The sequence below is a fragment of the Amycolatopsis sp. NPDC051102 genome, assembly GCF_040682815.1.
Taxonomy (GTDB): Bacteria; Actinomycetota; Actinomycetes; order Mycobacteriales; family Pseudonocardiaceae; genus Amycolatopsis.
This window is the reverse complement of sequence record NZ_JBFBBT010000007.1, coordinates 340,708-363,685: the sequence shown is the minus strand read 5'-3', so window position 1 is coordinate 363,685 and position 22,978 is coordinate 340,708. Positions and strand designations below refer to the sequence as shown.

Sequence of the window (22,978 nt, the reverse complement as noted above, 5' to 3'; positions counted from 1 at the left end):
TAGGGGGTGGACTACGTCACAGCGCTTTCACCGGCCGTAAGCCCTACCGTTAATCACGCAGGTGAAACGTCCGCCAGTGCAGGCGACGGCCGGAGGAGTGTGCGATGACCCGGGTCCGCGAACTCAGCCCGTATGTCGAGCTGCACCGGGAACAATGGAAAGAACTGCGGAGTTCGACTCCGCTGCCGCTGACCGCGGCCGAGCTGCTGCGGCTGCGCGGCCTCGGCGAGCAGGTCGACCTGGCCGAGGTGGCCGACGTCTACCTGCCGCTGTCCCGCCTGATCAATCTGCAGGTCGCCGCGCGCCAGCGGCTTTACGAAGCGACGACGACGTTCCTCGGTGACGACTCCCGCGGCACGAAGGTCCCGTTCGTGATCGGCATCGCCGGGAGCGTGGCGGTCGGCAAGTCGACCACCGCGCGCATCCTCCGCACGCTGCTCGCCCGCTGGCCGGACCACCCCCGCGTCGACCTGGTCACCACCGACGGCTTCCTGTACCCGCGCGCCGAGCTGATGCGGCGCGGGATCATGCACCGCAAGGGCTTCCCGGAGAGCTACGACCGCCGCGCGCTGCTGCGGTTCGTCACCGAGGTCAAGTCGGGCGCCGAGCGCGTCGCCGCGCCGGTGTACTCGCACCTGGCCTACGACATCCTGCCCGGCCAGGAGCAGGTGGTGCAGCAGCCGGACATCCTGATCGTCGAAGGTCTGAACGTGCTGCAGCCGGGGCCGCGGCTGATGGTGTCCGACCTGTTCGACTTCTCCATCTACGTCGACGCGCACACCGACGACATCCAGCGCTGGTACATCGAGCGGTTCCTGGAGCTGCGGCACACGGCGTTCGCGGACCCGGCGTCGCACTTCCACCACTTCGCCGGCCTGCCCGACGACGAGGCCCGCGCCGAGGCACGGCACCTGTGGCACTCGATCAACGAGCCGAACCTGATGGAGAACATCAAGCCGACGCGGCCGCGGGCGACGCTGGTGCTGCGCAAGGACTGCGACCACGCCATCAACCGCGTCCGCCTGCGCAAGCTCTGACCCGCTCGTGAGTGGTAAGGCGAGTTCTAACGCGCCTTACCACTCACGAGCCGGTTACCCGCGCTGTCACCCACATGCCGCGCATTCGCACGCTGAGCGAGTGCGCGGCCACGATTCGTCGCGGATCCGCGACGCTCCGCGCCGGAATCCGGCCGATCGGCCGAGGCGGCACGTTCAGCCGTAACCGGTTGGCCGATACCGGCGCAACCGTGGGAAAGCGACCCTGAAGGAGTCAAGAAAACGGCTCTGAGCTGGGGAGGAGGCCCACGATGTTCGCGATGATCCTCACGTGGGTCGGTGCGGTGCTCGGTCTGGCCTTGCTGATCGCGATGGCCGCCGGCACCTTCGTCGTCGACTTCGACGACAAGCTGCAGGAGCGCCGCCGCAGAGCGAAGGCGGCCGAACCCGCAGGCCCCCTCCCCTAGCGATCAGAGTTCGGCCAGCGCTTCGGCGTAGGCGTCGGCGTCGTACTCGAGGTTTTCCGCGTCCAGCAGGCTGTTTTCCAGCGCGTCGATCAGCTGCTCGAAGATCTCGTCGCGGTCGAGTTCGCCCTCCTGCAGGCGCTCGACGGCCGGCCAGACCTCGGCGGGCTCGTTGTCCCACAGCTGGTCGACGATCGTGGCGCGCAGGATCAGCCGCTGCTCTTCCTCGTCCTCGTCGGCCTCGGCGATGACCAGCGCCCGGCGCTGCTCGGGGTCGTTCGGGTCGAGGTCGACCTCTTCCTCGTCGATTTCCGTGGTCAGCGACGGCACGGCGAACATCCGCCGCTCCAGCGCGTCGGCCAGTTCGGTCGGCGACAGGTCGCTGGTGTCGGCGAAGTAGCGCTCCAGCGGGGAGTCGTCCTCGTCGGCGTACTCGCTCAGGTAGTCCGTGACGGCCTCGTCGAGGGCAGCGATCGCGGTCTCGGTCAGGTGCGCCCGCTCGCCCGTCCACTGCACCCAGGCCAGCACGACCGGCTCGACGGCGTCCTCGTGGTCGGCGTCGAGCTCGTACTCCTCGCCCAGCAGGCCCTCGAGGAACCGCGCGATCTTCTCCGGCCCCACGCGCAGCGGGTTGCCCGGGTCGGTGCGCAGGCCGTGTTCGAGCAGCAGGGCGCCGATCGCACGGGCGGCGCCGGCGTCTTCTCCGCTCGCCGCGACGAACTGCTCGACGACGGCGGCGCGCTCGGCGTCGGACCACTCGGCCACCTCGGGCACGAGCGCGGGCTCCGGCAACGCGCGGCACCAGGTCAGCGCGACGGCGTGGAAGCGCGCGTAGTCCTCGCTGACGTCGGCCTCGTCGAGGTGGTCGGTGGCGGCGAGGCCGTCGGCGATCAGGCGGTGCGCCTCGGCGGGGTCGACGGCCTCGAAGACGACCAGCTCGGGATCGGCGTCGGACTGCTCCCGCATCTCGGCTATGACGTCGGCGGGCTGGTCGATCACGACGAGGTCCCGCACCCGGCCGCCCTCGGTGTAGTCGAGCAGCGCGAGCAGGCCGTACGCCTGGTCGCCGTGGGAGAAGACGCAGAGCAGGGACGACTCGTCGCCGAAGACGTCCCCGGTGCGCCAGCACTCGCCGGCGGTGACCTGGCCCAGCCCGGCGGCCCAGGCGGGCTGCGGGATGCCGCGGCCGAGGACCACCTGCAGCCCGGCGTCGGCGGCCTTGCGCTCGACGTCGGATTCGGCGACGACCCGCAGCGCGGCCAGCAGTGCGGCGGCGCCCGGCGTGATCTTCCGCTGCGCGAAGGCGATGAGTTCCAGGCCGAACGGCTCTTCGCCGTCCTCGACGGGCAGGTCGCGGAACTGGCCGAGCACCTCGGAGGCGAGCAGCTCGACGTCGACCGGCGCGGGGTCGGCGCCCAGCGCCGAGAAGTCGTTCAGGACGTCCTTGAACAAGCCGGTCACGCTGTGGGTGACGGGCTGCGGTGCCTTCTTGCGGGCGCGACTCACCGGGCTCATGAGGTCATGGTTTCACTTCGCCGCACGCGGGTCGCGGTGGCCCTGGCGCGGGTCCCGACGCCTGCTCGACGGGGAGGCGCCGAGCCGGGCGGCGGAACGGGCCACCGCGACGCCTTGGCGCGCTCACGGTGTCCCGGTGCACGTGTATCACCGGTTCGAGTGGGTCAACGAGGGGTGCGCGGGGAGGTTACGGGTCTTTCGGGGGTCCGGGTGGCGGAGCCCCCGGCCCGGGGCGAAGCCCCGGTTGTCACGGCCTTGGGCAACGCGATCCGGGCCGCCCGGATTTCCGTGATCAGCCGGGTTTTCCGCCGGTGGTTTTCCACCAGCACCCCCAGGTAGGCCGTGAATTCGTCGGTCGTCCCGGCCCGCTTGTGCAAGGTGCGCAACAGCTTCAGCCGCCGCGCGGCCTCCTGGTAGGCCTGCGGGTCCTTGCGCTCGATGAGCTCGTCGACGTGCTCGCGCAGGACCGGGATCGTCTCGGCCGGGTGCTCGGCCGCGCGCTGCTCGGCCAGCTCGAGCTTGAGCTCCGGCGACGCGCCGAACCGCACGCAGGCCCGCCAGGCTTCGTCGGGACGGCCGTCGTCGAGCAGGACGCGGACCAGCTCGTCGGCCTGCTCGATTCCCTCGGCGGCGCGTTGACGCAGGCACGCCAGCGCGTCCCGGCGCTGGACTGTCCACTTCCCGTCGGCCGTCGCGGCCTCGCGGAGGGCTGCGAACGTCTCCTGGCCCGGCTTGGCGTCGAATTCCTTGCGACGCCGGGAAGTCTCGTCTGCGGGCTCGGGCGGCGGGTTCTTGTCGTGCGTGAGCGCGCGGGCGGCGTGCGCGATGGCCTCGCTGTGCCGGCCCGCGGCCCGCAGCACCCGGACGATCTTGAGGCTGACGTCCACCCGCGGCGGCTTGGCCGACAGGATCGCCACCAGCTCGTCGACGTCGCCGAGCACCTCGGCCAGCTGCTCGCGCAGCCGTTCGGCCACGTCCCGGCGGTATCCCGGCCCGTTCGCCGCCAGCACGTCGTCCACAGTGGACTTGATCCGCCGGAGCCCCGGCTCGCCCAGCGCCGCCGCGAACTCGGCGAGGTCGATCACCGGGCGGCCGGGGCCGTCGAACTCGACCTCGAGGATCCAGTCGGCCAGCTTCTCCGGGTCCGGCGGCCGGGCGGTGCACGCGCGGGCGTACAGCTCCACGGCCCGGTCCAGCCGGTCGGCGAGGTCGCCGGTGTAGTCGCCGGTCTGCTCCAGCACCTGGCTGATGTCGTCGACCGTGCGCCGGGCCAGCGGCGCCAGGTCGGCGCGGCTGCCGGCGTCGAGCATCCGCTGGAGCGTGTCCAGGACCGCGCCGACTTTGGCGGTGTACTCGGCGTTCCCGTCGGTGACCGCGGTGTCCAGCAGCCGGTGCGCCTCGCTGACGTCACCGGATTGCGTGGCGGCACGCAGTTCCAGCGAGTGCCGCAGCTCGGGATCGCGCTCGGCCTGCGCGTGCAGCAGGTCCGCCAGCGTCTCCGCGTCCAAAGTGCGCAGGTAGGGGCGAAGATCCGGGTGGGGACTCACGCGCACCAGTGTGCCCGACGGCCGCGGCCACGCGTGTGGGCCAACCGCGTGCTCTTTTCGGAGTAATCCGTGACTCTTCGTGAGCGGCTCATTGGCGGCGCAAGTCGTCGAGCACGGCTTTCAGCGGCCACGGTTCCGGCAGGCCCGGCCGTCGTGACCGTGCGTGGCGAGGCCGGGGGATCGCCGCGCCGACGGTCGGCACCATGATCGGGACGACCGGCACCGGCACCCGCGCCACCAGCCGCCGCACGACCACCAGCAGGAGCCCGGCGAACAGCAGCAGCGCCGTCCCCGCCGCGAGCGCGCCGGCGAGGGTGCGGCGGCCGTCGTCCAGCGTCAGCTGCACCGCGTACTGGCTCTGTTGCGCGTACAGCATGCAGAGCTGCTCGGACACGGCGTAGGCGGCACTGCGCCAAGACGACTCCGGCACGGGTAGCGGCTCGGCGGCGGTGAAAGCGTTCTCGGCCGCGGCGAGCCTGCTCCAATCGGCGCTACGGGTGAGCGACTCGTACGCCATCCGGCCACTCTCGGTGAGCTGCGGGACGACGCGGGCCAGTTCGGACCGGTAGGCGGCGACGGCGGAGGTGAACGACCCCCGCGTCACGTTGTCCAGCCCGGCCAGAGCGAGGGAATCGGAGCGGTCCATGCCTTCGGCAACGGAAAGCAGCTCGACGGCGGTGGTCTGCTGGTAGGCGGACTCGGCGTCGGGGGCGTGGCGCGCGTACTCGCGCAGTCCCGCGATGGCGGACTCGATCCGCAACGTGAAACTCGTGTACGCATCGCTGCGCCGATCGGGCGCGGCCATCGCCGCGCTCCGCTGGCCCTGCAGGGCGACCACCGCCCGGGCCGTCCGGTCCGCGGCGGACGCCGTCTCCATCGCCAGGTCGCGGGTCCGAACCGCCTGGTGGACCAGGAAAACGGCGATCACGACGGCAACGAGGACGAGCGCGCCACCGGGGACGAAGGCGATGCCCAGCATGCGGCCGCGGACGGATCGCAGGTACTTCAAGACGGTCCTTTCTCGGCCTTGGGCCCCGCAAGCATCCCGACGAAGTTCAACCTATTGAGTGAGAGATTCACCGGTCAACGCCAGTCCGCCATACGGCCGTTAGCGCACCGTGACGGGCGTGCACAATCGCGCGGGTGACCTTCGACGACGTGACCCAGCGCCTGCGCGGCTTCGCGGCGGCCCGCGCCTGGGAGCCGTACCACACCCCGAAGAACCTCGTGATGGCGCTTTCCGGCGAGGTCGGCGAGCTGACCTCGCTGTTCCAGTGGCTCACCCCGGAGGAGTCCGACGCGTGGCGCGAAGACCCCTCACTGGAGGCGAAGGTGCTGGACGAGATCGCGGACGTGACGCTGTACCTGCTGCAGCTGGCGGACCGCTTGGGCGTCGACCTGAACGCCGCGGCGCACGCGAAGATCGACCGGAACGAAGTGCGCTTCCCGCCGCCGGCCTAGCCCCAGAAAACGCCGCCGGGGTTGCGGTCGATTTCGGCGAGCAGCGCGGGCGGCGTGCTGGCGACGGGCGCGTCCGGGTAGCTCAGCCACCGCCCGTTGCGGTCGGCCCACCACACCGACCAGATCCCGAACTCGTCGAGCCGCAGCTGCGCGATCTTCTGTTCGCTCCACTCGGGTCCGGCCTGGGGCGACCAGGGCGCCCGCCGTTCGACGATGGTCACCGCGCGGCCCCGGGTCCGGCACTCGACCCGGATCCGGTCCTGCAGGTGTTCGGGGACGCGCTGCGTGCACCAGCGTTCGATCTGCCGCAGCGCGAGCTCCGGAATAGCCATGCCGTCCAGTGAACCGGACCGCCTCAAGCGGCGCGCAGGTGGGCGAGCACGGCTTCGTAGGTGGCCTCGGGAGCACAGCCGTCGGTCCGCACGACAGCGCAGGCGGGCCGCTGCGGGAGGTAGGCGGCGAGCTGGTCGTGGATCCGCTCGACGACGGCCGTGCCGCCGCGTTCGTCGAGGACGTCGTCGATGCCCTTGGTCGCGGGATCGCCGTGCGCGGCCCGCTCGGCGAAGCGGTCGCAAGCGACCGGTTTGTCGGCGGTGAGCAGGATTTCCCGGTAGTCCGCGCCGGCTTCTCCGGCCACGGCCTCGAAGGGGGCGATGTCGGCGAGCCGGGTGGCGAGCTGCGGCATCACGACGTCGTGGCCGGTCCGCAGGTGCGTCCGAGCCATGGCCACGGCGAGCAGCTGCGCGGCCTTGAACGTCTCGAAGAACGTGTCCCGCCAGCCCCCGATCAGGCGGACCACCCGGTCGGTGTCGAGGTTCAGCACACCCGGGTGCCGCTCGGCGTAGGCCTGGGCGATCGTCGATTTCCCGATCCCGGACGGCCCGTTGAGGTGGATCAGTCTCGGCACCGCACCGACGTTAGCGCGGCGCGGGTTCGGCCAGCCACCACCCGCCGAGCAGCGCGCCGACACCGAGCGCGCCCAGGAAGATCCCGCCCGCCAGCGGCGTCCCCCCGAACATCCCCACCACCACGACGAACATCAGCAGCAGCCCGACGCCCATCAGGATCCGCCCGCCGAGCCGCTTCGGCGTCGCCGAAGACGCTGCCCGAGCCGCGGGCGGCGGCTCGAACCCGAGGGCCACCGGTGCCACGCGGACGTCGAGCACGGCGGCGCCCAGCTCGGTGGCCCGGGCCAGCCGGGGCTCGTTCGCGGGCACGGACGGGTCAGTCACCAGGTGGGTGACGCTGCCGGTCAGCTTCTTCGCCAGCTGGACGCCCTCGGCGAGGACGCGGGCCCGCAGCCGGTCCGCCTCGACGGTCGTCCCGAGCACCAGCACCCGGGTCGGTTTCCCGCCCGCGGCCGGCCGCAGGTCACCGGCGGCGCCGACGCCGAGCGCGGTCGCCACCTGCCGCAGCTCGCGCGCTTCCGCCGCGGTCACCACGCCGTCCCGTTCCGCGATCTCGCGCAGCGCGGTCACGAGCTGCTCGTGCGTCGACCGGACGTGCGCCTCGGGCAACCCCGCCTCGCTCGCCAACGCGGCCAGTGCCGCCACCTCCTCGTGCGTGAGGCGCTGATCGGCGAGGACGTCGGCGAGCAGGTCCAAGTAGGCGTCGTCAGCGGCGATCCGCTCGACGGCCTCGGCCATCCACCCCGGTTCGGCGGGCAGCGCCTCGGCCCGCGGCAGCAGCCGGCCGCCGTCGAACCGCGGCAGGGCGGGCAGCACCGGAGGTGCCGCGAACGTCAGGCCGTACCGGCCGAACAGGCCCGTCACCAGCTGGGCGACCGTCCGCGCGCCGGACAACGCCGACTGCCCGGGCCGGGTGGGCACCCCGAGCGCGTGCGCCACGGTGGCCAGCCGGTAGTTCGGCAGCCGCACCACGGACTGCGCGGCCGCCAGCGTCGAGACGCCCGGCAGCGCGGGCAGCCGGACGCCGAGGAGCCCGAGCTCGCGGTCGAGGAACGCGCCGGCGAACGCCGGGTCGTGCGCCACGACCACGCTGCCGGCGCACAGGTCGAGCAGCGGCCCCAGCACCTCGCCGAACGCCGGCGCGTCGTCGAGTTCGCCGCGCGTGATGCCGTGCACGAGCGCGGGGCCGGGCGGGACGCCGGGGCCGGGGTTCACCAGCGTCGCCAGCTCACCGGCGAACGACCCGTCGGCGTGCACCCGCACCGCGGCGAGCTCGACGACGCGCCCGGGGCGCAGGCCGGTGGTCCGGATGTCCACGGCGGTGAAGTCGAGGCCGGGCGCGGGGTGGCCGCCGGCGCCGAGCAGCGCGAGGGATTCGATCACGTCCGCAGGTCGTTCCGGACCCGGGAGTCGTGACAGCTTTTCGGTGCGGAACGGTGGTTCGTGACGTGATCGTGACGGCAACAATCCGCCGGATAACGACTGGTGGTCGATCACCGCCCGGCGCGTAACAAGGGCGGGAGATTTCCCGAGTACACCTTCGGCACGTCGCCGTTTCGAGGAACGAGGAAAAGCCCGCATGCAGCCGAAGAAGCGCTTTCCGAACTGGCTGAAGATCGTCCTGGCCGCCTTCACGGTCCTGTTCGTGCTCGGCGCGATCTTCGGCAAGGCACCCGAGCCGAAGCTCACCACCGCCGCCGCACCGGCGTCCTCGGCAGCCCCGTCGACCAGCACGACCACCTCCTCGACGCCGACGCCGGCCGCCGTCACCTACACCGTCGCGGGCGTGACCGACGGCGCGACCGTCGTGGTCAACGGGAGCGACGGCAGCAGCCGGACGGTGCACGTCCTCGGCGTCACCGCACCCGCCGCCGGCACCGGCTGTTACTCGGCGGAATCGCTCGGCTGGGCCACCACGACCCTTTCCGGCAAAGCCGTCAAGCTCGGTGCGGAAACGGCGCAGGGCATCGCCTTGACGCTCGCCGACGGTCAGGACTACGCGACGTTGGCGATTCAGCAGGGATATCTCAAGTACGCGACGAACGCCGCGTTGCCCGCGCTCGCGGTCACCGAAAGCGCGGCCAAGCAAGCCGTCAGCGGGCTGTGGGGACCGCCCTGCAACGGAACGATCGACGCCCCGGCGCCGCCCGCACCGCAGCCCACCCAGGCACCGGCTCCGGTTCAGGCTCCGGCGACGAAGGCGGCGCCCAAGCCGCCGCCCGTGGTGGTGACCACGGAAGAAGCGCCCGCCCCGGAACCGGACCACAGCGTCTACTACGCGAACTGCTCGGCCGCGAAGGCCGCCGGCGCCGCACCGCTGTACCGCGGCGAACCCGGCTACCGGCCCGCGCTCGACCGCGACGGCGACGGCGTCGCCTGCGAACGGTGATCTAACCTGGGCCGATGACCACCGCCGACGAACTGCTCGGCCGGCTTGCGGGTCTGGACGAGCACGCACTGGCGAAGATCCTGGCCCACCGGCCGGACGTGCTCGAAGACCCGTGGCCGCGGCGGCTCGACGTCGTCGCGGCGCGGCTCGCGTCCGCCGGTTCCCTCGATGCGGCGCTGCTCGCGTTGCCGACGCCGTTGCTGCAGGTCCTGCGCGCCGTCCAGCTGTGCCACGCGCTCGGGCGGCAGCCGGCCCCGCTCGGCGAAGTCGCCGGCCTGCTCGGCACCGGTTCGGTGGTGTCCCTTGTGGACGAACTGGCCGAACGCGCCCTGCTGTGGCGCGACGAAGACGGCGTCGTCCTGCCGGAACTGCTGCAGCGCACCAGCTTCGCCGCCGAGGGGCTCGGCCGGCCGGTCGCGGACCTGCTCGAAGAGCTCGGCGCGGCCCGGCTGGCGAAGCTGTCGCGAAACCTCGGGCTGCCCGACACCGAGCGGAAGGCGCAGCTCCTGGCCGGGCTCGTGCACTTCCTCCGCGACGGCGACCGCGTCCGGGAGCTCTTCGCCACCGCGCCCGCCGAAAGCCGCAAGCTGCTGCTGGACATGGCCGGCGGCGTTCCCGAGGTCCAGGGCCTGGCCACGACGGGCTGGGCGTTCGACCACGGTTTCCTGGTCAGCACGTACTACGGCACCATCGCCATGCCGATCGAGGTGTCGCTCGCGCTGCGCGGCCCCGGCCACCAGCTGCCGTTCACGCCCGCCGAACCCGAGTACGACGTCACCCACACCGGGGCCGACGCGGCGGAGTCCGCTTCTTCGACCGCCGCGCTGCGGCTGCTCGACCGCGTGTCGGCGATTCTCGACCTCGCCGCCGCGGAACCGTTGCCCCTGCTCAAGGACGGCACGATCGGGACCCGGCTGATCAAGAAGCTCGCCAAGGACACCGGGGCCACGCCGGCGGAGATCGCGCTGGCCATCGATCTCGCGGCGCAGGCCGGGCTGCTGCTGGCCGACGAGCCGCCGGCGCCGCGTCGCGGTCAGAAGGCGCCGCCACCCACGCTCGCGACGGACCCGGACCTCGCCCGGCCCGAACCCGCGTTGCTGTACCGGCTGCTGCTGGCGACCTGGTGGGAGCCGGCGCCGCCGGAGTTCGAAGTCGACGTCGAAGCGCTGGTGCGGCGCCTGCTCGTGCGGCTGCTGGCGCGGCTCGCGCCCGGCGACGCGATCACCGACCTCGGCGCGCTGACCGAGCTCGCGAGGTGGCACGCGCCGACGCTGCCGGCCGAAGACTTCGCCGACGACGTCCGGATCGCCCTGGAGCAGGGCGAACTGCTCGGTGTCTTCGCGCACGGCGCGGTGACCGCGGCCGGGCGTGCGCTGCTGGAGCCGGACAAGCTCGTCGAAGTCACCGGCGAACTCGTCTCCCGCGCCCGGACGACGGCGTTGTTCGGCACGGACCTGACCGCGATCGTGCCCGGCTCACCCGACGCCCGGCTCGCCGCGCTGCTGGACCGCGTCGCCGACCGGGAAGCGCAGGGCACCGCGACCAGCTGGCGGTTCTCCCCGGCGTCCGTGCGGCGAGCGTTCGACCAAGGCTCGGCGGCGGCCGAACTGCTCGAAGACCTGCGTTCGATCGCCGCGGGCGACCTGCCGCAGCCGCTGGTGTACCTGGTGAACGACGTCGCGCGGCGGCACGGCGAGGCGCAGGTGCTCGACGTCGCGAGCGTCGTCGTCGGCGAACCCGCCGTGCTGGCCGAGCTCGCCGCGCACCGCAAGCTCGCCAAACTCGGCCTGCGCGCGGTGGCCCCCACCGTGTTGACGTCCACTGTGGATGCTTTGGGCACGCTGGAGGCGTTGCGCGAAGCCGGTTACGCGCCGACGCGCCACACCGCGGACGGCAGCATCGTGCTCCCCGCCCGCGACCAGGCCGAGCCGACGGCGGCCGTCCGCGACCCCGGCCCCGGCGACCGGGTGTCCCCCGACCCGGCCGGCCACGCCGAGCGGCTGCTGGCCGCCCCCGCCACCGGGCCGGCCCTGCTGCGCGGCCAGCTCGCCCGCGCGATGAGCGACCGCTACGCGGGCCGGCTCACGCCGAAGCAGCAACAGCTCTGCTGGCAGCTCGAAGCCGGGCTGCCGGTGGACATCGCGTACGGCGGCGAGCACCTCGTCATCGCCTACCCCGAGCTCGACGGCGACGTCCTGGACGTCTGGTCGCTGGGCGAGCGCGCCTACCGCCGGCTCGAGCTGGCGCAGGTGGAGCTCGCTCAGGTTTCGACGGCGGTCAACCTGGCGTAGGCCACGACGTTGTCGAGGTAGTTGCCGCTCCCCCGGTCGAACGCGCCGCCGCAGGTGATGAGCCGCAGTTCGGCGTCCGGCGTGTCGCCGTAGACCCGGTCGGTCGGGAACGCGGCCTTGGGGTAGCGGTCGACGCGGTAGACGGTGAAGACCGCGATCCGGCCGTCCGCGCGGCCGACCTCGGCCAGCTCACCCGGGCGCAGGTCCTTGAGCCGCGAAAAGGCGCCCGGCACGTGCTTGTAGTCGACGTGCGCGGCGAGCACCGCCGGACCGGGCTCCCCGGGCGACGGCGCGCCGGTGAACCAGCCGACCGTCGTGGCGTCGCCCGGCACCTCCAGCGCGCCGTCCGGCGTCAGCCCGAGGTCCTTGATCCCGGCGACCCGCACACCGATCGCCGGGATGGTCAGGGACGCCGGTTTCGCCGCGGGGAGGCCGTCGGCGGCCGTTGCCGTGGTGTGCGCGATGCCGGCGGTGCCCGGCGGGTTCGCGGTGGGCGGGCTCGGCGGGGCGATCTCGTCCGGCGCCTTCGGGGCCAGGACGAGGACGAGGGCCACGGCCACGACCACGCCGAGTGCCGCGGCGACCGCCGCGACCGCGGGCCACAGGCGCGGGTGCCTCAACTCGGGCGCCGGCGCAGGTAGAGCACCATGCCGCCGGACACCGTCGCGGCGAGCAGCGTGCCGCCGAGCACCAGGACGCCCGGGACGTCGTCGGCCGGCTCACCGCCGCCGGTGGCGACGCCGCCGACCGGCTTGACCTTCACCTGGCCCGTGGTCTTTCCGGTCGCTTTCTTGGCGGTCGTCTTCGGCGCGGTCTGCGTGGCCTGTTCCCGCGTCGACGTGGCGGGGGCGCTCTCCTTCGGGCGGTGTGGCAGCGTTTCGCAGGCGATGCCGTTCTTGTCGCGGTCCAGGTGGTTGGGGTCGCCCGGGTTCGCGTCGAGAACGGCCTGGGCTTCTTCCTGGTACTGGAAGTTTTTGCAGTCCAGGTCGCCGGTGAGCGGCGCCGCGACCTGGGCGGACGCAAGGGAGACGGGACCGAGGAGAGCGAGTCCGGCGACGGCAGCGGCCGTCGTCAGGGCACGGCGAAACAGGGACAACGGAATTCCTTCCGGACGGAAACGGGGCGAATGTGTCGTTACTATCGCCGCCTCGGCGAGGCCGTTACGGACGTTTCCGAAATTCCGGAAATGCCAGCGATCCACCAGGATCGGCGCGTCCGGTGATTCTCCGACGTTTCCGCTTTGACCTGCGGATTCGCCGATCGGGAATACATACCGGCCGGAACGTTACGGGATTCGTGGTCACACCTTTGAGGCATTTCACGTGTGACGGCGCCGACCGGCCGCCACCACGGCGTCCGCACACCCCGTAACCTCGGGGTATGCCGATCCAGGTACTGCTCGTCGACGACCACGAACTGGTCCGCCGCGGACTCCGCGACCTCCTCGGCGACGAGCCCGACATCGAGGTCGTCGCCGAGGCGAGCACCGTCGAAGAAGCACTGGCGATGGCGATGCACGTCGAGCCGGAGGTGGCGGTGGTCGACGTCCGCCTCGGCGACGGCGACGGCATCACGCTCTGCCGCGAACTGCGGTCGAAGCCGAACCCGCCGGCCTGCCTGATGCTGACGGCGTTCGACGACGAGGAGGCCATGGTCGGCGCGATCATGGCCGGCGCGGCCGGCTACCTGCTGAAGCAGGTGCGGGGGCAGGACGTGGTGCACGCGGTCCGCGAGGTCGCGGCCGGCCGGTCGCTGCTGGACCCGGTGAGCACCGCGCGGGTGCTGGACAAGATGCGCCACCCGCCGACGGACGAGCTGGCGACGCTGACCGAACGCGAGCGCGACGTGCTCGAGCTGATCGGCCAGGGCCTGTCGAACCGCGAGATCGCCGAGCGGCTGTTCCTGGCGGAGAAGACGGTCAAGAACTACGTCACGTCGGTGCTGGCGAAGCTCGGCATGCAGCGCCGGACGCAGGCGGCCGCCTGGATCGCGCGCCGCGAGAAGTAACCGCCCGCGGCGGGGCGCGTCCGCAATCCGCCGTTCGCTGCGACCTTTCCCGGACTCGTCACGGTCCGCCATCTCGATCAGCGGTTTTTCGGGTCGAGATTCACTCGAACGTGAGTCGAATATATGTTCGAGAACTCGGTAAGATCATGACGAGGGCGTGGAAGGGAGGTTGGATGACCCGAGAAGGATGAGTCGCGCGCAGGGTTCAGTCGAGCGGAAGGTCGAACGCGACGAGTGTGCCGAGACTGGGTGAGGAGTTCAGGAAGAACTTCCCGCCCGCGGCGTCCGCGCGTTCGGCGAGATGACGCAGGCCACGGGTGGCGACGCCTTGGGGAACGCCGGAACCGTTGTCCCGGACGCGGAGTTTGACGCCGCCGGAGTCCCTGGTCAGCGTCACGCGGGTTTCGCTGGCACCGGAGTGCCTGACCACATTGGACAGTGCTTCGCGCAGAGCGGCCCGGATGTGGTCGGCGCGTTCCGCGGGGATGTCGGCGAATTCGCCGGACAGCTCCAGCGTCGGCGGGTAGCCGAGCAGCTCGCCGGCGATGCGGACCTCGCCGCGCGCCGACTCGGCGAGGTCGGTGGGCGTGCCGGTGTCGTGGCGAGGCTCCGGCGACCGCAACGCGCGCACGGTCCCGCGGATTTCCTCGATCGTCTGGTCGAGCTGGTCGATGGCATCGGAGAGCCGGGCCCCGTCAGCCTGGGCGAACCGCTTGCGCATGTTCCGCCGAACCCGGTCCAGCTGCATACCGGCACCGTAGAGCCGCTGGACGATGACGTCGTGGAGCTCACGGGCGATGCGCTCTCGCTCTTCGTAGAGAGCAACCCGGTGGCGAGCGTTGGCACCCTCGGCGAGTGCGAGGACAACCCCGGCTTGCGCGGCGAAGGCCACGAGCATCTCGACGGTCCCGGCGGAGAAGGGTTCCCGCCCCCGCTTCCGGTAGACGGTCAGCGACCCGAGAACCCGCCCCCCGGACCCGAAGGGCGCGGCAGCGAAGGGCCCATAGCCGTGAAGTTCGGCGGGCACGTAGGGCGCGGTCCGCGGATCGACGGTGAAGTCGGCACTGGCCACGGGTTCCCCACCGCGAGCAACGCGCCCGGCCGCGGAGTCGGCGGGGAGCACAAGCCCGCGAAGAGACTCACCAGCCGCGGTCACTTCGGCGCGGGAGGGTGGGGCTCCGGCAGGGTGGTCGGAGCTCGCGTCGTCCGCAGGCATGGCCGGGTCGCCGCCGAGCCCGGTCGACTTCCGGCCAGCTCCCGCTTCCGGCTCCGCGCCACTTGCGCCTGCCTCGCCCGCTGGCGCCATCCGGCCGGCGGCGGCAGCCGGGTGGGGCGTTGCGTAGTGGGCTGCCTCCACCACCACGCGGCCGTCCTCCGTGCTCACCATCGCCAGGCCCAGGTCGGCGTCCGCGAGCTCGGCCGCTCGGGCGACGACCGTGTCCAGCACCGCTCCCGGGTCGTCGCCGGACAGGGCGGTGCTCGTGATCTCGGTGGCGGCGGACAGTGCCCGCGCGGCAAGCGTCGGATCCATGAGTTCCGTCATTATCGCGCGGCGCGGTGGCGCCCCGGCAAGGACACCGCAGGATTCGATCACTTGACCGGCACCCGCGTGACGACCCGGCCGTCGCGGACTTCGAGGACCACGTCCGCTCCGTCCGCCTCCTCCGCCCGATGCGTCACGTGCACCACCGTCCGGCCCGCCAGCGCCTCCCGCAGGTGCTCCCGAAGAAACCGGGCCGTCGGCTCGTCGAGGTGCGCCGTGGGCTCGTCCAGCAGCACGAGACCCGCCGACGGCGCCGCGAGCAGCGCCCGGGCCAGCGCCACCCGCTGCGCCTGGCCGCCGGACAGTCCACTGCCACCACTGCCGAGCACCGTCTCCGGTGACACATCGGTCAACGCCGCGCCGCGCAACGCCGCGCGCAACTCCTCCTCGGTCGCCGTCGGGTCGGCCAGGCGCAGGTTTTCGGCGACCGTCGTCGCGGCGAGCATCGGCTCCTGCGGTGCCCACGCCACCCCCGCCGGCACCTCGACCACGCCGCGGCGAGGCGCGAGGAAGCCCAGCAGCGCCGCGACGAGCGTCGACTTGCCCGCTCCGCTCGGCCCCACCACCGCCGCGTACGTGCCCGGCGCCAACTCCACCTCGACGTCGCGCAAGATCACCGGCCCGCCCGGCCAGCCGAGGTCCGCTCCCCGCAGCTCGACACCCTCGCCGCGCCGGACGGCCACCGGCGGTTCCGGCACGTCGGCGAGACGGCGGCGAGCGCGCTGCAGCGTGTCCCAGTGCTGCGCCACCGGCGGCAGCAGCGCGAGAACCTCCGCCAACGCGAGGGGCACCAACGCCAGCAACGGCGCCAGGACCGGGTCGAGCCGTCCGCCCGCGACCGCCTGCGCCGCCAACGCCGTGCTGACCACCGTCGCCGCACCGCAGACCAGCGTCACCAGTGCTTCCGCTGCCCCCGAACCGAAAGCCTGCCGACGCGCTTGCGCGGACAGTCGCGTGTCGGCGTCCACGAGAGCGCGGCGGTGTTCGCCCGCCTTGCCGAACGCCAGCAGCTCGGCCGCCGCCTCGAACAGCACCAACACCCGCGTCGCCACGTCGCGACGGCCGGCCGCCAGGGCCGACGTCGCGCGGCGCTCCGCGCGCAACGCCACCCACGGCGCGCACAACCCGAGCGCTACCGCCGCAGCCAGTGTCAGCCCGGCCGCGGGCAGCACCGACGTCTGCACGGCGATCGCTCCCATCGCGACCAGTGCCACCACCAGTGGTGGCGACACGACCCGCGGCAGCAGGTCGCGCACGGTGTCGACGTCGGCGACCAGCCGCTGTTGCCCCTCGCCCGCGCGCAGGCTCCGCGCCGGCCCGAGCCGGACCAGCGAGTTCCACAGCCGCACCCGGACGCGGCCGGCGATGCGGAACGCGGCGTCGTGCGTGACCAGCCGTTCGACGTACCGCAGGCCCGCGCGGCCCAGGCCGAACGCCCGGACGCCGACGACCGCGACCGTCAGCGTCAGGATCGGCGGCTGCTGGGACGCCTTGGCGATGAGCCAGCCCGACGTCGCCGTCAGCGCCACCCCGGCCAGCAGCGCGAGCGCGCCCAGCGCGGCGCCGCCGAAGAACCGCCCGTCGAGGAGCGCGCGCCACCCCAGCGGCGCGCCCTCAGCGTCCACTGTGGACGGCTCGGAAGCGACCAAAGGTGCTGGCGACATGTCGACAGCGGCCGTGCGCTCGTGGGCCGCGATGATCGCCGCGGCACCGTTGTCGACCGCGCGCTGCACCGCGTCGAGCACCAGACGTGCGCTGGCCTCGTCGAGGTGCGCGGTCGGCTCGTCGAGCAGCAGCAACCAAGCCCCGCGCTGCACCCGGACCAGCGCCCGGGCGACAGCGACGCGTTGACGCTGGCCCAGCGACAGCTGGGAAACCGGGCGGTCGGCCAGTCCGGCCAGCCCGAGTTCGGCGAGCACCGCACCGGAGGAGCCGACCTCCTCGCGGACCGTCCCGCCGGTGAACACCGGCGACTGCGGCACCCACGCGACCTGTTCGCGCCAGCGCTCGAGGTCGGCGTCGGCGAGGTTCGCCGAGCCGACCGTGATGGCGCCGTCGTGCGCCGGGACGAAGCCGAGCAGCGCCGAGAGCGTCGTCGACTTGCCGCCGCCGCTCGGTGCGCGGAGCCAGACCGTCTCGCCGGGCCGGACCGCGAACGACTCGCCGTCGGGCGCGAACCCGCCGCGCCGCGCGACGCGCAGGTCCGAGACGCGCAGCTCGCCGCGCGACGGAACCGCGGTCCCCGCCGCAGGCACGGGCAGCGCCAGCAAATCGGCGACGCGCCGGACCGCTTCGACGCCGTCCTCGCTGGCGTGGAACGCGGCGCCGACCGCGCGCAGCGGCTGGTAGCACTCCGGCGCGAGGATGAGCACGCCGAGCCCGATGGCCAGCGGCAGGTGACCGCCCGCGAGCCGGACGCCGATCACCACCGCGACCAGCGCGACCGACAGCGTCGCGACCAGTTCGAGCACGAACGCCGAGGAAAACGCCACCTTCAGCGTCTTCAGTGTGGCGCGGCGGTGACGTTCGGACAGCCGCCGGACCGTCTCCGCCTGCGCGGTGGCCCGGCGGAACGCGGTCAGCACCGGCAGCACGCGCACGAGTTCCAGGAGCCGCTCGGACATCCGGTGCGTCGCGTCGGTCGCGCCGGCGACGCGGTCGGCGGTGAACTTGCCGACGAGGATGGCGAACATCGGCAGCAGCGGCACCGTCAGCGCGACGATCACGCCGGACGGCCAGTCGGCGAGCAGGATGGCCGCACCGGCGCCGAGGGGCACGACGGCCGCCGTCACCAGCGCCGGCAGGTACTCGCGGAAGTAGGCGTCCAGCGCGTCGAGCCCGCGGGTGGTGAGCGCGGTCAGCTCGCCGTGGCCGCGCCGGGCGATCCACTCCGGTCCCAGGCGCAGCGCGTGGTCGACGGCTTTCGCGCGCAGTTCGCGTTGGGCGGTCGACGCCGCGCGGGCGGAGACCGTGCGCACCGCCCAGCCGGTCAGCGCGCGCGTCGCGACGAGCGCGAGCAGCGCGGCCAGCTGGGCGGTGCGTCCCCCGGCACCTGCTCCGACGATCGCCGCGAGGACGTCGGCGAGCAGGAACGCCTGTGCCACCAGCGCGGCGGCGTTGAGGAAGGCGAGGAAGCCGACCAGGGCCAGCGCCCGGCGCACGGCCGGCACGAGGACCGGCAATGCGCCGAGCGGGCCCTTTCCCGGCCGCGCCGAGTCCACTGTGGACTCCGAGGCGGAAAGGGGAGCGCGTCCGGGAAGCTGTGACAACCGGGGCTCCGCCCCGAAAAAAGGCTCCGTCATGGTGCGTGGACCGCCGCAGGAATGTGCTGGGTGCCGATGCGCTTGCGGAACACCCAGTACGTCCAGCCCTGGTAGACCAGCACGGCGGGCGCGCCGAAGACGGCGACCCAGGTCATCACGGTCAGCGTGTACGGGCTCGACGCGGCGCCGGCGATGGTCAGGGTGTTGGCGGCGTCGAGCGTCGACGGCAGGACGTTCGGGAAGAGCGAGCCGAACATCGTGACGGCGGCCCCGGCGATGACGATGCCGAGCGCGGCGAACGCCTGCCCGTCGCGGTCGGCCCGCAGCCGCAGCCAGGCGACGGCCGCGGCGACGGCGCTGATCCCGAAGGCGAGCAGCGTCCACAGCGTGCCCGCGCGCCACTGCACGACCGAGAGGAACGCGACCATCGGCACCATGGCGGCCGGCAGCAGCTTCAGCGCCAGGCTGCGGGCGCGTTCCCGCAGGTCACCGCTCGTTTTGAGGGCGAGGAACGCGGCGCCGTGCGTGATCGAGAAAGCGGCGATGGCGACGGCGCCGAGCAGGGTGTCCCAGCGGACGGCGGCGAAGGCGGAGCCGACGCGGTTGCCGTCGGCGTCGAGCGGCAGGCCGAGGACGGTGGTGGCGAGGATGAGCCCGACGCCGAGCGGCGGGATCCACGAGCCGGCCATGATGACGCGGTCCCAGTTGCGCCGCCAGCGTTCGGAGTCGACCTTCCCGCGGTACTCGAAGGCGACGCCGCGGCCGATGAGGGCGAGCAGCACGAGCAGCAGCGGCAGGTAGGCGGCCGAGAACAGCCCGGCGTACCAGGCGGGGAAGGCGGCGAACATGGCCCCGCCGGCGACGATGAGCCAGACCTCGTTGCCGTCCCAGACGGGCCCGATGGTGTTGACCATGACGCGCCGCTCGGTGTTGTCCTTCGCGAGGACGGGCAGCAGCATGCCGACGCCGAAGTCGAAGCCCTCGAGGAACAGGTAGCCGAGCCAGAAGAAGGCGATGACGACGAACCAGGCGATTTCGAGGCTCATCGCGCACCTACCACAGCGACCCGACGATGGCCGCCGATCGCGCCCTGATCGCCGTGAGTTATCCACAGCAGGTCGAGTTGTCCACAGATTTGCTGTGGGTAACCCGCGAGAGTGATCAGGCCGATACACTGGGTTTGGGGACGCCCCCCGGGAAGGGCGGAGGCTGCCTGGGGTAAGACTGGGGCGGCCGCATAGCCGTTGAGCTGGGGTTTTGTCATTTCTCGGCCCTCAGTACGCGAAGGCGAGCGTGTCGTCGCCCGTCTTGTCGGGTTCCTGTTTCGGGGGCATCACCGCTTCGATGCCGCCGCGGATGTACTTGCGCATCAGGTACAGCTCCACCACGCCGAGGGCCGCGTAGACCGTGGTCAGCGCGATCAGTGAGGTCCACACCTCGCCGGTCGTCACCTTCGACACCGCCTGGGCCGTGAACATCCACACGCCGTCGACGCCGGTCGGGTTGGGGGCCACCACGAACGGCTGACGGCCCATCTCCGTGAAGATCCAGCCCGCGCTGTTGCCCAGGAACGGTGTCGCGATGCCGCCGAGGACCAGCCACGGGAACCAGCGGCTGCCCGGGATGCGGCCGCGGCGGGTCAGCCAGAGGGCCAGGACGCCGATGCCCGCCGAGACCGCGCCGAAGCCGATCATCATGCGGAAGCCCCAGTACGTCACCGGGAGGTTCGGGACGTAGTCGATCGGCTTGCCCGCCAGTGAGCCGAGCGCCGGGTCGTCCGGGTAGTTCGTGCCGTACTTGGCCTGGTACTCCGTCACCAGGTTCTCCACGCCCTTGACCTCGGTCTTGAAGTCGTTGTGCGCCAGGAACGACAGCAGCGCCGGCACGTTGAACGTCTTGACGTCTTCGCAGTTCGCGCCCGACACGTCGCCGATCGCGATGATCGAGAAGCTCGCCGGTTTCTCCGTGTGGCACAGCGCTTCCGCCGAGGCCATCTTCATCGGCTGCTGCTCGAACATCAGCTTGCCCTGCGTGTCGCCGGTGATCGCGAGGACCGCGAACGCTGCCACGCCGACCCAGCCGCCGAGGCGCAGCGACGACCGCCAGACGTCCTCGTGACCACGCCGGCGCCACAGGTGCCAGCCCGCGACGCCGACCAGGAACGCCGCCGCAACCGAGAACGCGCCGGCGAGGGTGTGCGGGATCGCGGCCAGCGCCGTGTTGTTCGTCAGCACCGCCCAGATCGAGTTCATGGTCGGCTTGCCGTTCTCGAACGTCACGCCCACCGGGTGTTGCATCCACGAGTTCGCGGCCAGGATGAAGTACGCCGAGGCCATCGTGGCCAGCGAAAACGCCCACGCGCAGGCCAGGTGGACCTTCTTCGGCAGCCGGTCCCAGCCGAAGATCCACAGGCCGAGGAACGTCGACTCGACGAAGAACGCGACGAGCCCCTCCATCGCGAGCGGCGCGCCGAAGACGTCGCCGACGAAGCGGGAGTACGCGCTCCAGTTCATCCCGAACTGGAACTCCTGCACGATCCCGGTCACCACGCCCATGGCGAAGTTGACCAGCAGCAGCTTGCCCCAGAACTTGGTCATCTTCAGGTGCCGCAGCTCGCCGGTGCGGACCCAGCGGGTCTGCATCGCCGCGACCAGGATCGACAGCCCGATGGTCAGCGGGACCATCAGGAAGTGGTAGACGGTGGTGATGCCGAACTGCCACCGCGCTAGCTCAAGGACCTCCACGTGGTCCAGCGTGCTCCGGGCCTGGTGACGCGGCCAGATCAACTGGTCCCGTTCGCGGCGGGACCAACGTCCTACAGCTGGTCGAGCGCCTTCCGCGCCTCGTCCGCCACGCCCCGCCGCGGGCCCTCGTCGCCTAGTTCGAGGACGTGCCGCAGGGCCAGCGCGTACGCCGTGTCGAACGCCTTGTCCGCGGCGACCGGGATGTTCGGCGGCACGCCGACGCCCTCCCAGTTCTCGCCCGTCTTCGGGTCGTACGAGCGGGCGATCGACACCGTCACGTCCAGGTGGGTGTCCACTTTGTACTGCTCACGCGGGTGGGCGCCGCCTCGCGTCGGCTCGCCGACGGTCTTCGCGCGCCCCTGCCGCTGCAGCGAGAACGCCAGGTCCTCGCCGCCGGAGAACGTCGCCGGGCCGGTGAGCACCCAGATCGGCTTGGAGCCGCCGAACTTCGGGCCCGGGACGTACGGCAGCGTCCACATCTGGGTGACGAGGTCGCCTTCGCGCTCGTAGATGTCCAGGTAGTGGGTCCGCTCGTCGACGAGGTAGCTCTGCAGGAATGCGCTCGTGTCCGGGGTGCCGCCGCGGTTGCGCCGCACGTCGAGCAGCAGCGCGTCGGCCGGCGCGACCAGCGTCATCGCCGCCGAGATCGCCGCCGCCGCGATGTCTAGCGGGTAGAGCAGGGTCGTGTCGAGATAGCCGACGTTGCCCGGCAGCCGCCGCACCGACGCGATGCCGAAGTTCTCCAGCTCGGCCGCGCGCCGGAAGTCCTCCGACGCGTGCTCGGCGTCGCCGTCCTCGGCCACGGGGTCGGCGTGGTGGCGCAGCCGCAGGTGCTTGTCGTCGTTCACCGACTGGAGATCGGCTGTGACGGCCGTCGCGAATTCCGCGTCGCCCAGGTCCGCATACGCGCCTTCGTCGAGACGCGCGCGAAGCACCTTCGCGAGCTTCGTGGCGACGTCCGGGAAGACGTAGTGAGCTTCCAGCCGGCGGATGACCTCTTCGACCTGCGCAGCACGCGCCTGTGACCCCATGCCGGTGAACCTACCGCAGGCCACAACCGAAAATTCGGCACGCCGAAGAAATTTCTGCGACGTCCCTGGATATCGAATTCATGACCGCCGATCCGGCAATTTCGCGTGCGCCATCAGCTTGCGGCTTTCCCGAGCTCCCCTTTATCGTTGCAGTGAAAGGGGCGAAAGAATACTCATGACTGCCGCTATGGTGGCGTTGATCAGCGCGTTCGGCCTGGTCCTCGCCGTGGAGCTGCCGGACAAGACGCTGGTCGCGACCCTGGTGCTGACCACCCGTTTCCGCGGCTGGCCGGTTTTCGCCGGTGTGTGCGCGGCGTTCGCCGTGCAATGCGTGATAGCGGTCGCGTTCGGCAGCGTGTTGACGCTGTTACCGGACGTCGTCCTTTCCCTCGTGGTCGCCGCGATGTTCGGCCTCGGTGCTTTCATGCTCCTTCGCGAGGGATTCAGCGAAGCCGACGAAGCAGGCGATGACGCTTCGCGCGTCGGCCCGGCTCCGCTGTCCTTCATGCGCTCCGCGATGACGTCCTTCGGCGTGCTCTTCGCCGCCGAGTGGGGCGACGCCTCCCAGCTCGCGACGGCGAGCCTCGCCGCCCGTATCGGCAACCCCGTCGCGGTCGGCGTCGGCGCCTTCGCCGCGCTCGTCGTCGTCGCCGGGCTCGCGGTGTTCATCGGCGGGAAGATCCGCAGCCGGATCAACCCGAAGCTGATCCAGCGCTGCGCCGGCTTCGCGTTCGCCGGATTCGCCGCGTTCGCCCTGGTCCAGCTGGCCTTCTGACCGCCGGCTCACAGGTTCACCGGTAACCTTTCGGAAACGAAAGGG

The 22,978-nt window shown here is 72.0% G+C and carries 20 protein-coding genes; 7 read left to right on the top strand and 13 right to left on the bottom strand.

Annotation, left to right across the window (positions count from 1 at the left end):
- The first annotated feature begins 104 nt into the window (after positions 1–104).
- Together coaA and AB0M93_RS22625 are read left to right on the top strand one after the other, a co-directional pair.
- On the top strand, positions 105–1,037 hold the full coding sequence (coaA, locus tag AB0M93_RS22630; RefSeq protein ID WP_364276133.1) for a type I pantothenate kinase: 933 nt from the start codon (positions 105–107) through the stop codon (positions 1,035–1,037).
- Between the two features lie 269 nt (positions 1,038–1,306).
- Entirely contained in the window at positions 1,307–1,462 is a 156-nt protein-coding gene (locus AB0M93_RS22625) for a hypothetical protein (RefSeq protein WP_364276132.1), read from the top strand.
- A gap of 3 nt (positions 1,463–1,465) precedes the next feature.
- On the opposite strand, the gene AB0M93_RS22620 is transcribed toward AB0M93_RS22625, so the two are convergent.
- From AB0M93_RS22620 to AB0M93_RS22610, 3 genes are all read right to left on the bottom strand, one after another.
- Positions 1,466–2,974: a hypothetical protein gene (locus AB0M93_RS22620; protein WP_364276131.1), complete on the bottom strand. Its 1,509-nt coding sequence runs from the start codon at positions 2,972–2,974 to the stop codon at positions 1,466–1,468.
- 164 nt (positions 2,975–3,138) lie between these two features.
- Positions 3,139–4,521 carry a hypothetical protein gene (locus AB0M93_RS22615; RefSeq protein ID WP_364276130.1) on the bottom strand — a complete coding sequence of 461 codons (1,383 nt, stop codon included), beginning with the start codon at positions 4,519–4,521 and terminating at the stop codon, positions 3,139–3,141.
- 88 nt (positions 4,522–4,609) lie between these two features.
- Positions 4,610–5,530 carry a nitrate- and nitrite sensing domain-containing protein gene (locus AB0M93_RS22610; protein ID WP_364276129.1) on the bottom strand — a complete coding sequence of 307 codons (921 nt, stop codon included), beginning with the start codon at positions 5,528–5,530 and terminating at the stop codon, positions 4,610–4,612.
- A 134-nt stretch (positions 5,531–5,664) separates the two neighbouring features.
- Here AB0M93_RS22610 and AB0M93_RS22605 point away from each other — a divergent pair, with 134 nt between their 5' ends.
- Positions 5,665–5,982: a nucleotide pyrophosphohydrolase gene (locus AB0M93_RS22605; RefSeq protein ID WP_364276128.1), complete on the top strand. Its 318-nt coding sequence runs from the start codon at positions 5,665–5,667 to the stop codon at positions 5,980–5,982.
- Here AB0M93_RS22605 and AB0M93_RS22600 read toward each other — a convergent pair.
- The 3 genes from AB0M93_RS22600 to AB0M93_RS22590 are packed head-to-tail and all read right to left on the bottom strand — an operon-like array spanning position 5,979 to position 8,273.
- The gene (locus AB0M93_RS22600; RefSeq protein WP_364276127.1) at positions 5,979–6,314 is read right to left on the bottom strand and encodes a DUF3024 domain-containing protein; all 336 of its coding nucleotides are present in this window, start codon (positions 6,312–6,314) and stop codon (positions 5,979–5,981) included. The genes AB0M93_RS22605 and AB0M93_RS22600 overlap by 4 nt on opposite strands.
- A 23-nt stretch (positions 6,315–6,337) precedes the next feature.
- Positions 6,338–6,889 (bottom strand): AAA family ATPase, encoded by a 552-nt coding sequence (locus AB0M93_RS22595; RefSeq protein ID WP_364276126.1) that lies wholly within the window; start codon positions 6,887–6,889, stop codon positions 6,338–6,340.
- Positions 6,890–6,899: 10 nt separating this feature from the next.
- Positions 6,900–8,273, bottom strand: coding sequence for a 3'-5' exonuclease (locus AB0M93_RS22590; protein WP_364276125.1), 1,374 nt, complete (start codon positions 8,271–8,273; stop codon positions 6,900–6,902).
- A 196-nt stretch (positions 8,274–8,469) separates the two neighbouring features.
- Between AB0M93_RS22590 and AB0M93_RS22585 the strand changes: the two genes are divergently transcribed.
- Complete coding sequence (locus AB0M93_RS22585; RefSeq protein ID WP_364276124.1) at positions 8,470–9,279, top strand: excalibur calcium-binding domain-containing protein; 810 nt, start codon at positions 8,470–8,472, stop codon at positions 9,277–9,279.
- A 14-nt stretch (positions 9,280–9,293) separates the two neighbouring features.
- The gene (locus AB0M93_RS22580; RefSeq protein ID WP_364276123.1) at positions 9,294–11,570 is read left to right on the top strand and encodes a helicase-associated domain-containing protein; all 2,277 of its coding nucleotides are present in this window, start codon (positions 9,294–9,296) and stop codon (positions 11,568–11,570) included.
- On the opposite strand, the gene AB0M93_RS22575 is transcribed toward AB0M93_RS22580, so the two are convergent.
- Positions 11,540–12,190, bottom strand: coding sequence for a class F sortase (locus AB0M93_RS22575; protein ID WP_364276122.1), 651 nt, complete (start codon positions 12,188–12,190; stop codon positions 11,540–11,542). The two genes, AB0M93_RS22580 and AB0M93_RS22575, sit on opposite strands and share 31 nt — an antisense overlap.
- The gene (locus AB0M93_RS22570) at positions 12,187–12,666 is read right to left on the bottom strand and encodes an excalibur calcium-binding domain-containing protein (protein ID WP_364276121.1); all 480 of its coding nucleotides are present in this window, start codon (positions 12,664–12,666) and stop codon (positions 12,187–12,189) included. The genes AB0M93_RS22575 and AB0M93_RS22570 overlap by 4 nt, the downstream gene beginning before the upstream one ends.
- 284 nt (positions 12,667–12,950) lie before the next feature.
- On the opposite strand from AB0M93_RS22570, the gene AB0M93_RS22565 reads away from it, so the two are divergent.
- Positions 12,951–13,577, top strand: a complete 627-nt coding sequence (locus AB0M93_RS22565) for a response regulator transcription factor (protein ID WP_364244919.1) — start codon at positions 12,951–12,953, stop codon at positions 13,575–13,577.
- Between the two features lie 205 nt (positions 13,578–13,782).
- Here the strand turns inward: AB0M93_RS22565 and AB0M93_RS22560 are convergent, their stop codons facing one another.
- The 5 genes from AB0M93_RS22560 to AB0M93_RS22540 all read right to left on the bottom strand — a co-directional run bounded on the left by AB0M93_RS22560 (position 13,783) and on the right by AB0M93_RS22540 (position 22,158).
- Positions 13,783–15,108 (bottom strand): histidine kinase, encoded by a 1,326-nt coding sequence (locus tag AB0M93_RS22560; RefSeq protein ID WP_364276120.1) that lies wholly within the window; start codon positions 15,106–15,108, stop codon positions 13,783–13,785.
- Positions 15,109–15,167: 59 nt separating this feature from the next.
- Positions 15,168–18,341, bottom strand: coding sequence for a thiol reductant ABC exporter subunit CydD (gene cydD, locus AB0M93_RS22555; RefSeq protein ID WP_364276162.1), 3,174 nt, complete (start codon positions 18,339–18,341; stop codon positions 15,168–15,170).
- A 77-nt stretch (positions 18,342–18,418) separates the two neighbouring features.
- Entirely contained in the window at positions 18,419–19,429 is a 1,011-nt protein-coding gene (cydB, locus tag AB0M93_RS22550; protein ID WP_364276119.1) for a cytochrome d ubiquinol oxidase subunit II, read from the bottom strand.
- 228 nt (positions 19,430–19,657) lie between these two features.
- Complete coding sequence (locus tag AB0M93_RS22545; protein WP_364276118.1) at positions 19,658–21,127, bottom strand: cytochrome ubiquinol oxidase subunit I; 1,470 nt, start codon at positions 21,125–21,127, stop codon at positions 19,658–19,660.
- A gap of 71 nt (positions 21,128–21,198) precedes the next feature.
- Entirely contained in the window at positions 21,199–22,158 is a 960-nt protein-coding gene (locus AB0M93_RS22540) for a S41 family peptidase (RefSeq protein ID WP_364276117.1), read from the bottom strand.
- Positions 22,159–22,345: 187 nt separating this feature from the next.
- Between AB0M93_RS22540 and AB0M93_RS22535 the strand changes: the two genes are divergently transcribed.
- A complete protein-coding gene (locus AB0M93_RS22535) occupies positions 22,346–22,933 on the top strand; it encodes a TMEM165/GDT1 family protein (RefSeq protein WP_364276161.1) in 588 nt (195 codons plus the stop codon).
- The last annotated feature ends 45 nt before the right edge of the window (positions 22,934–22,978 follow it).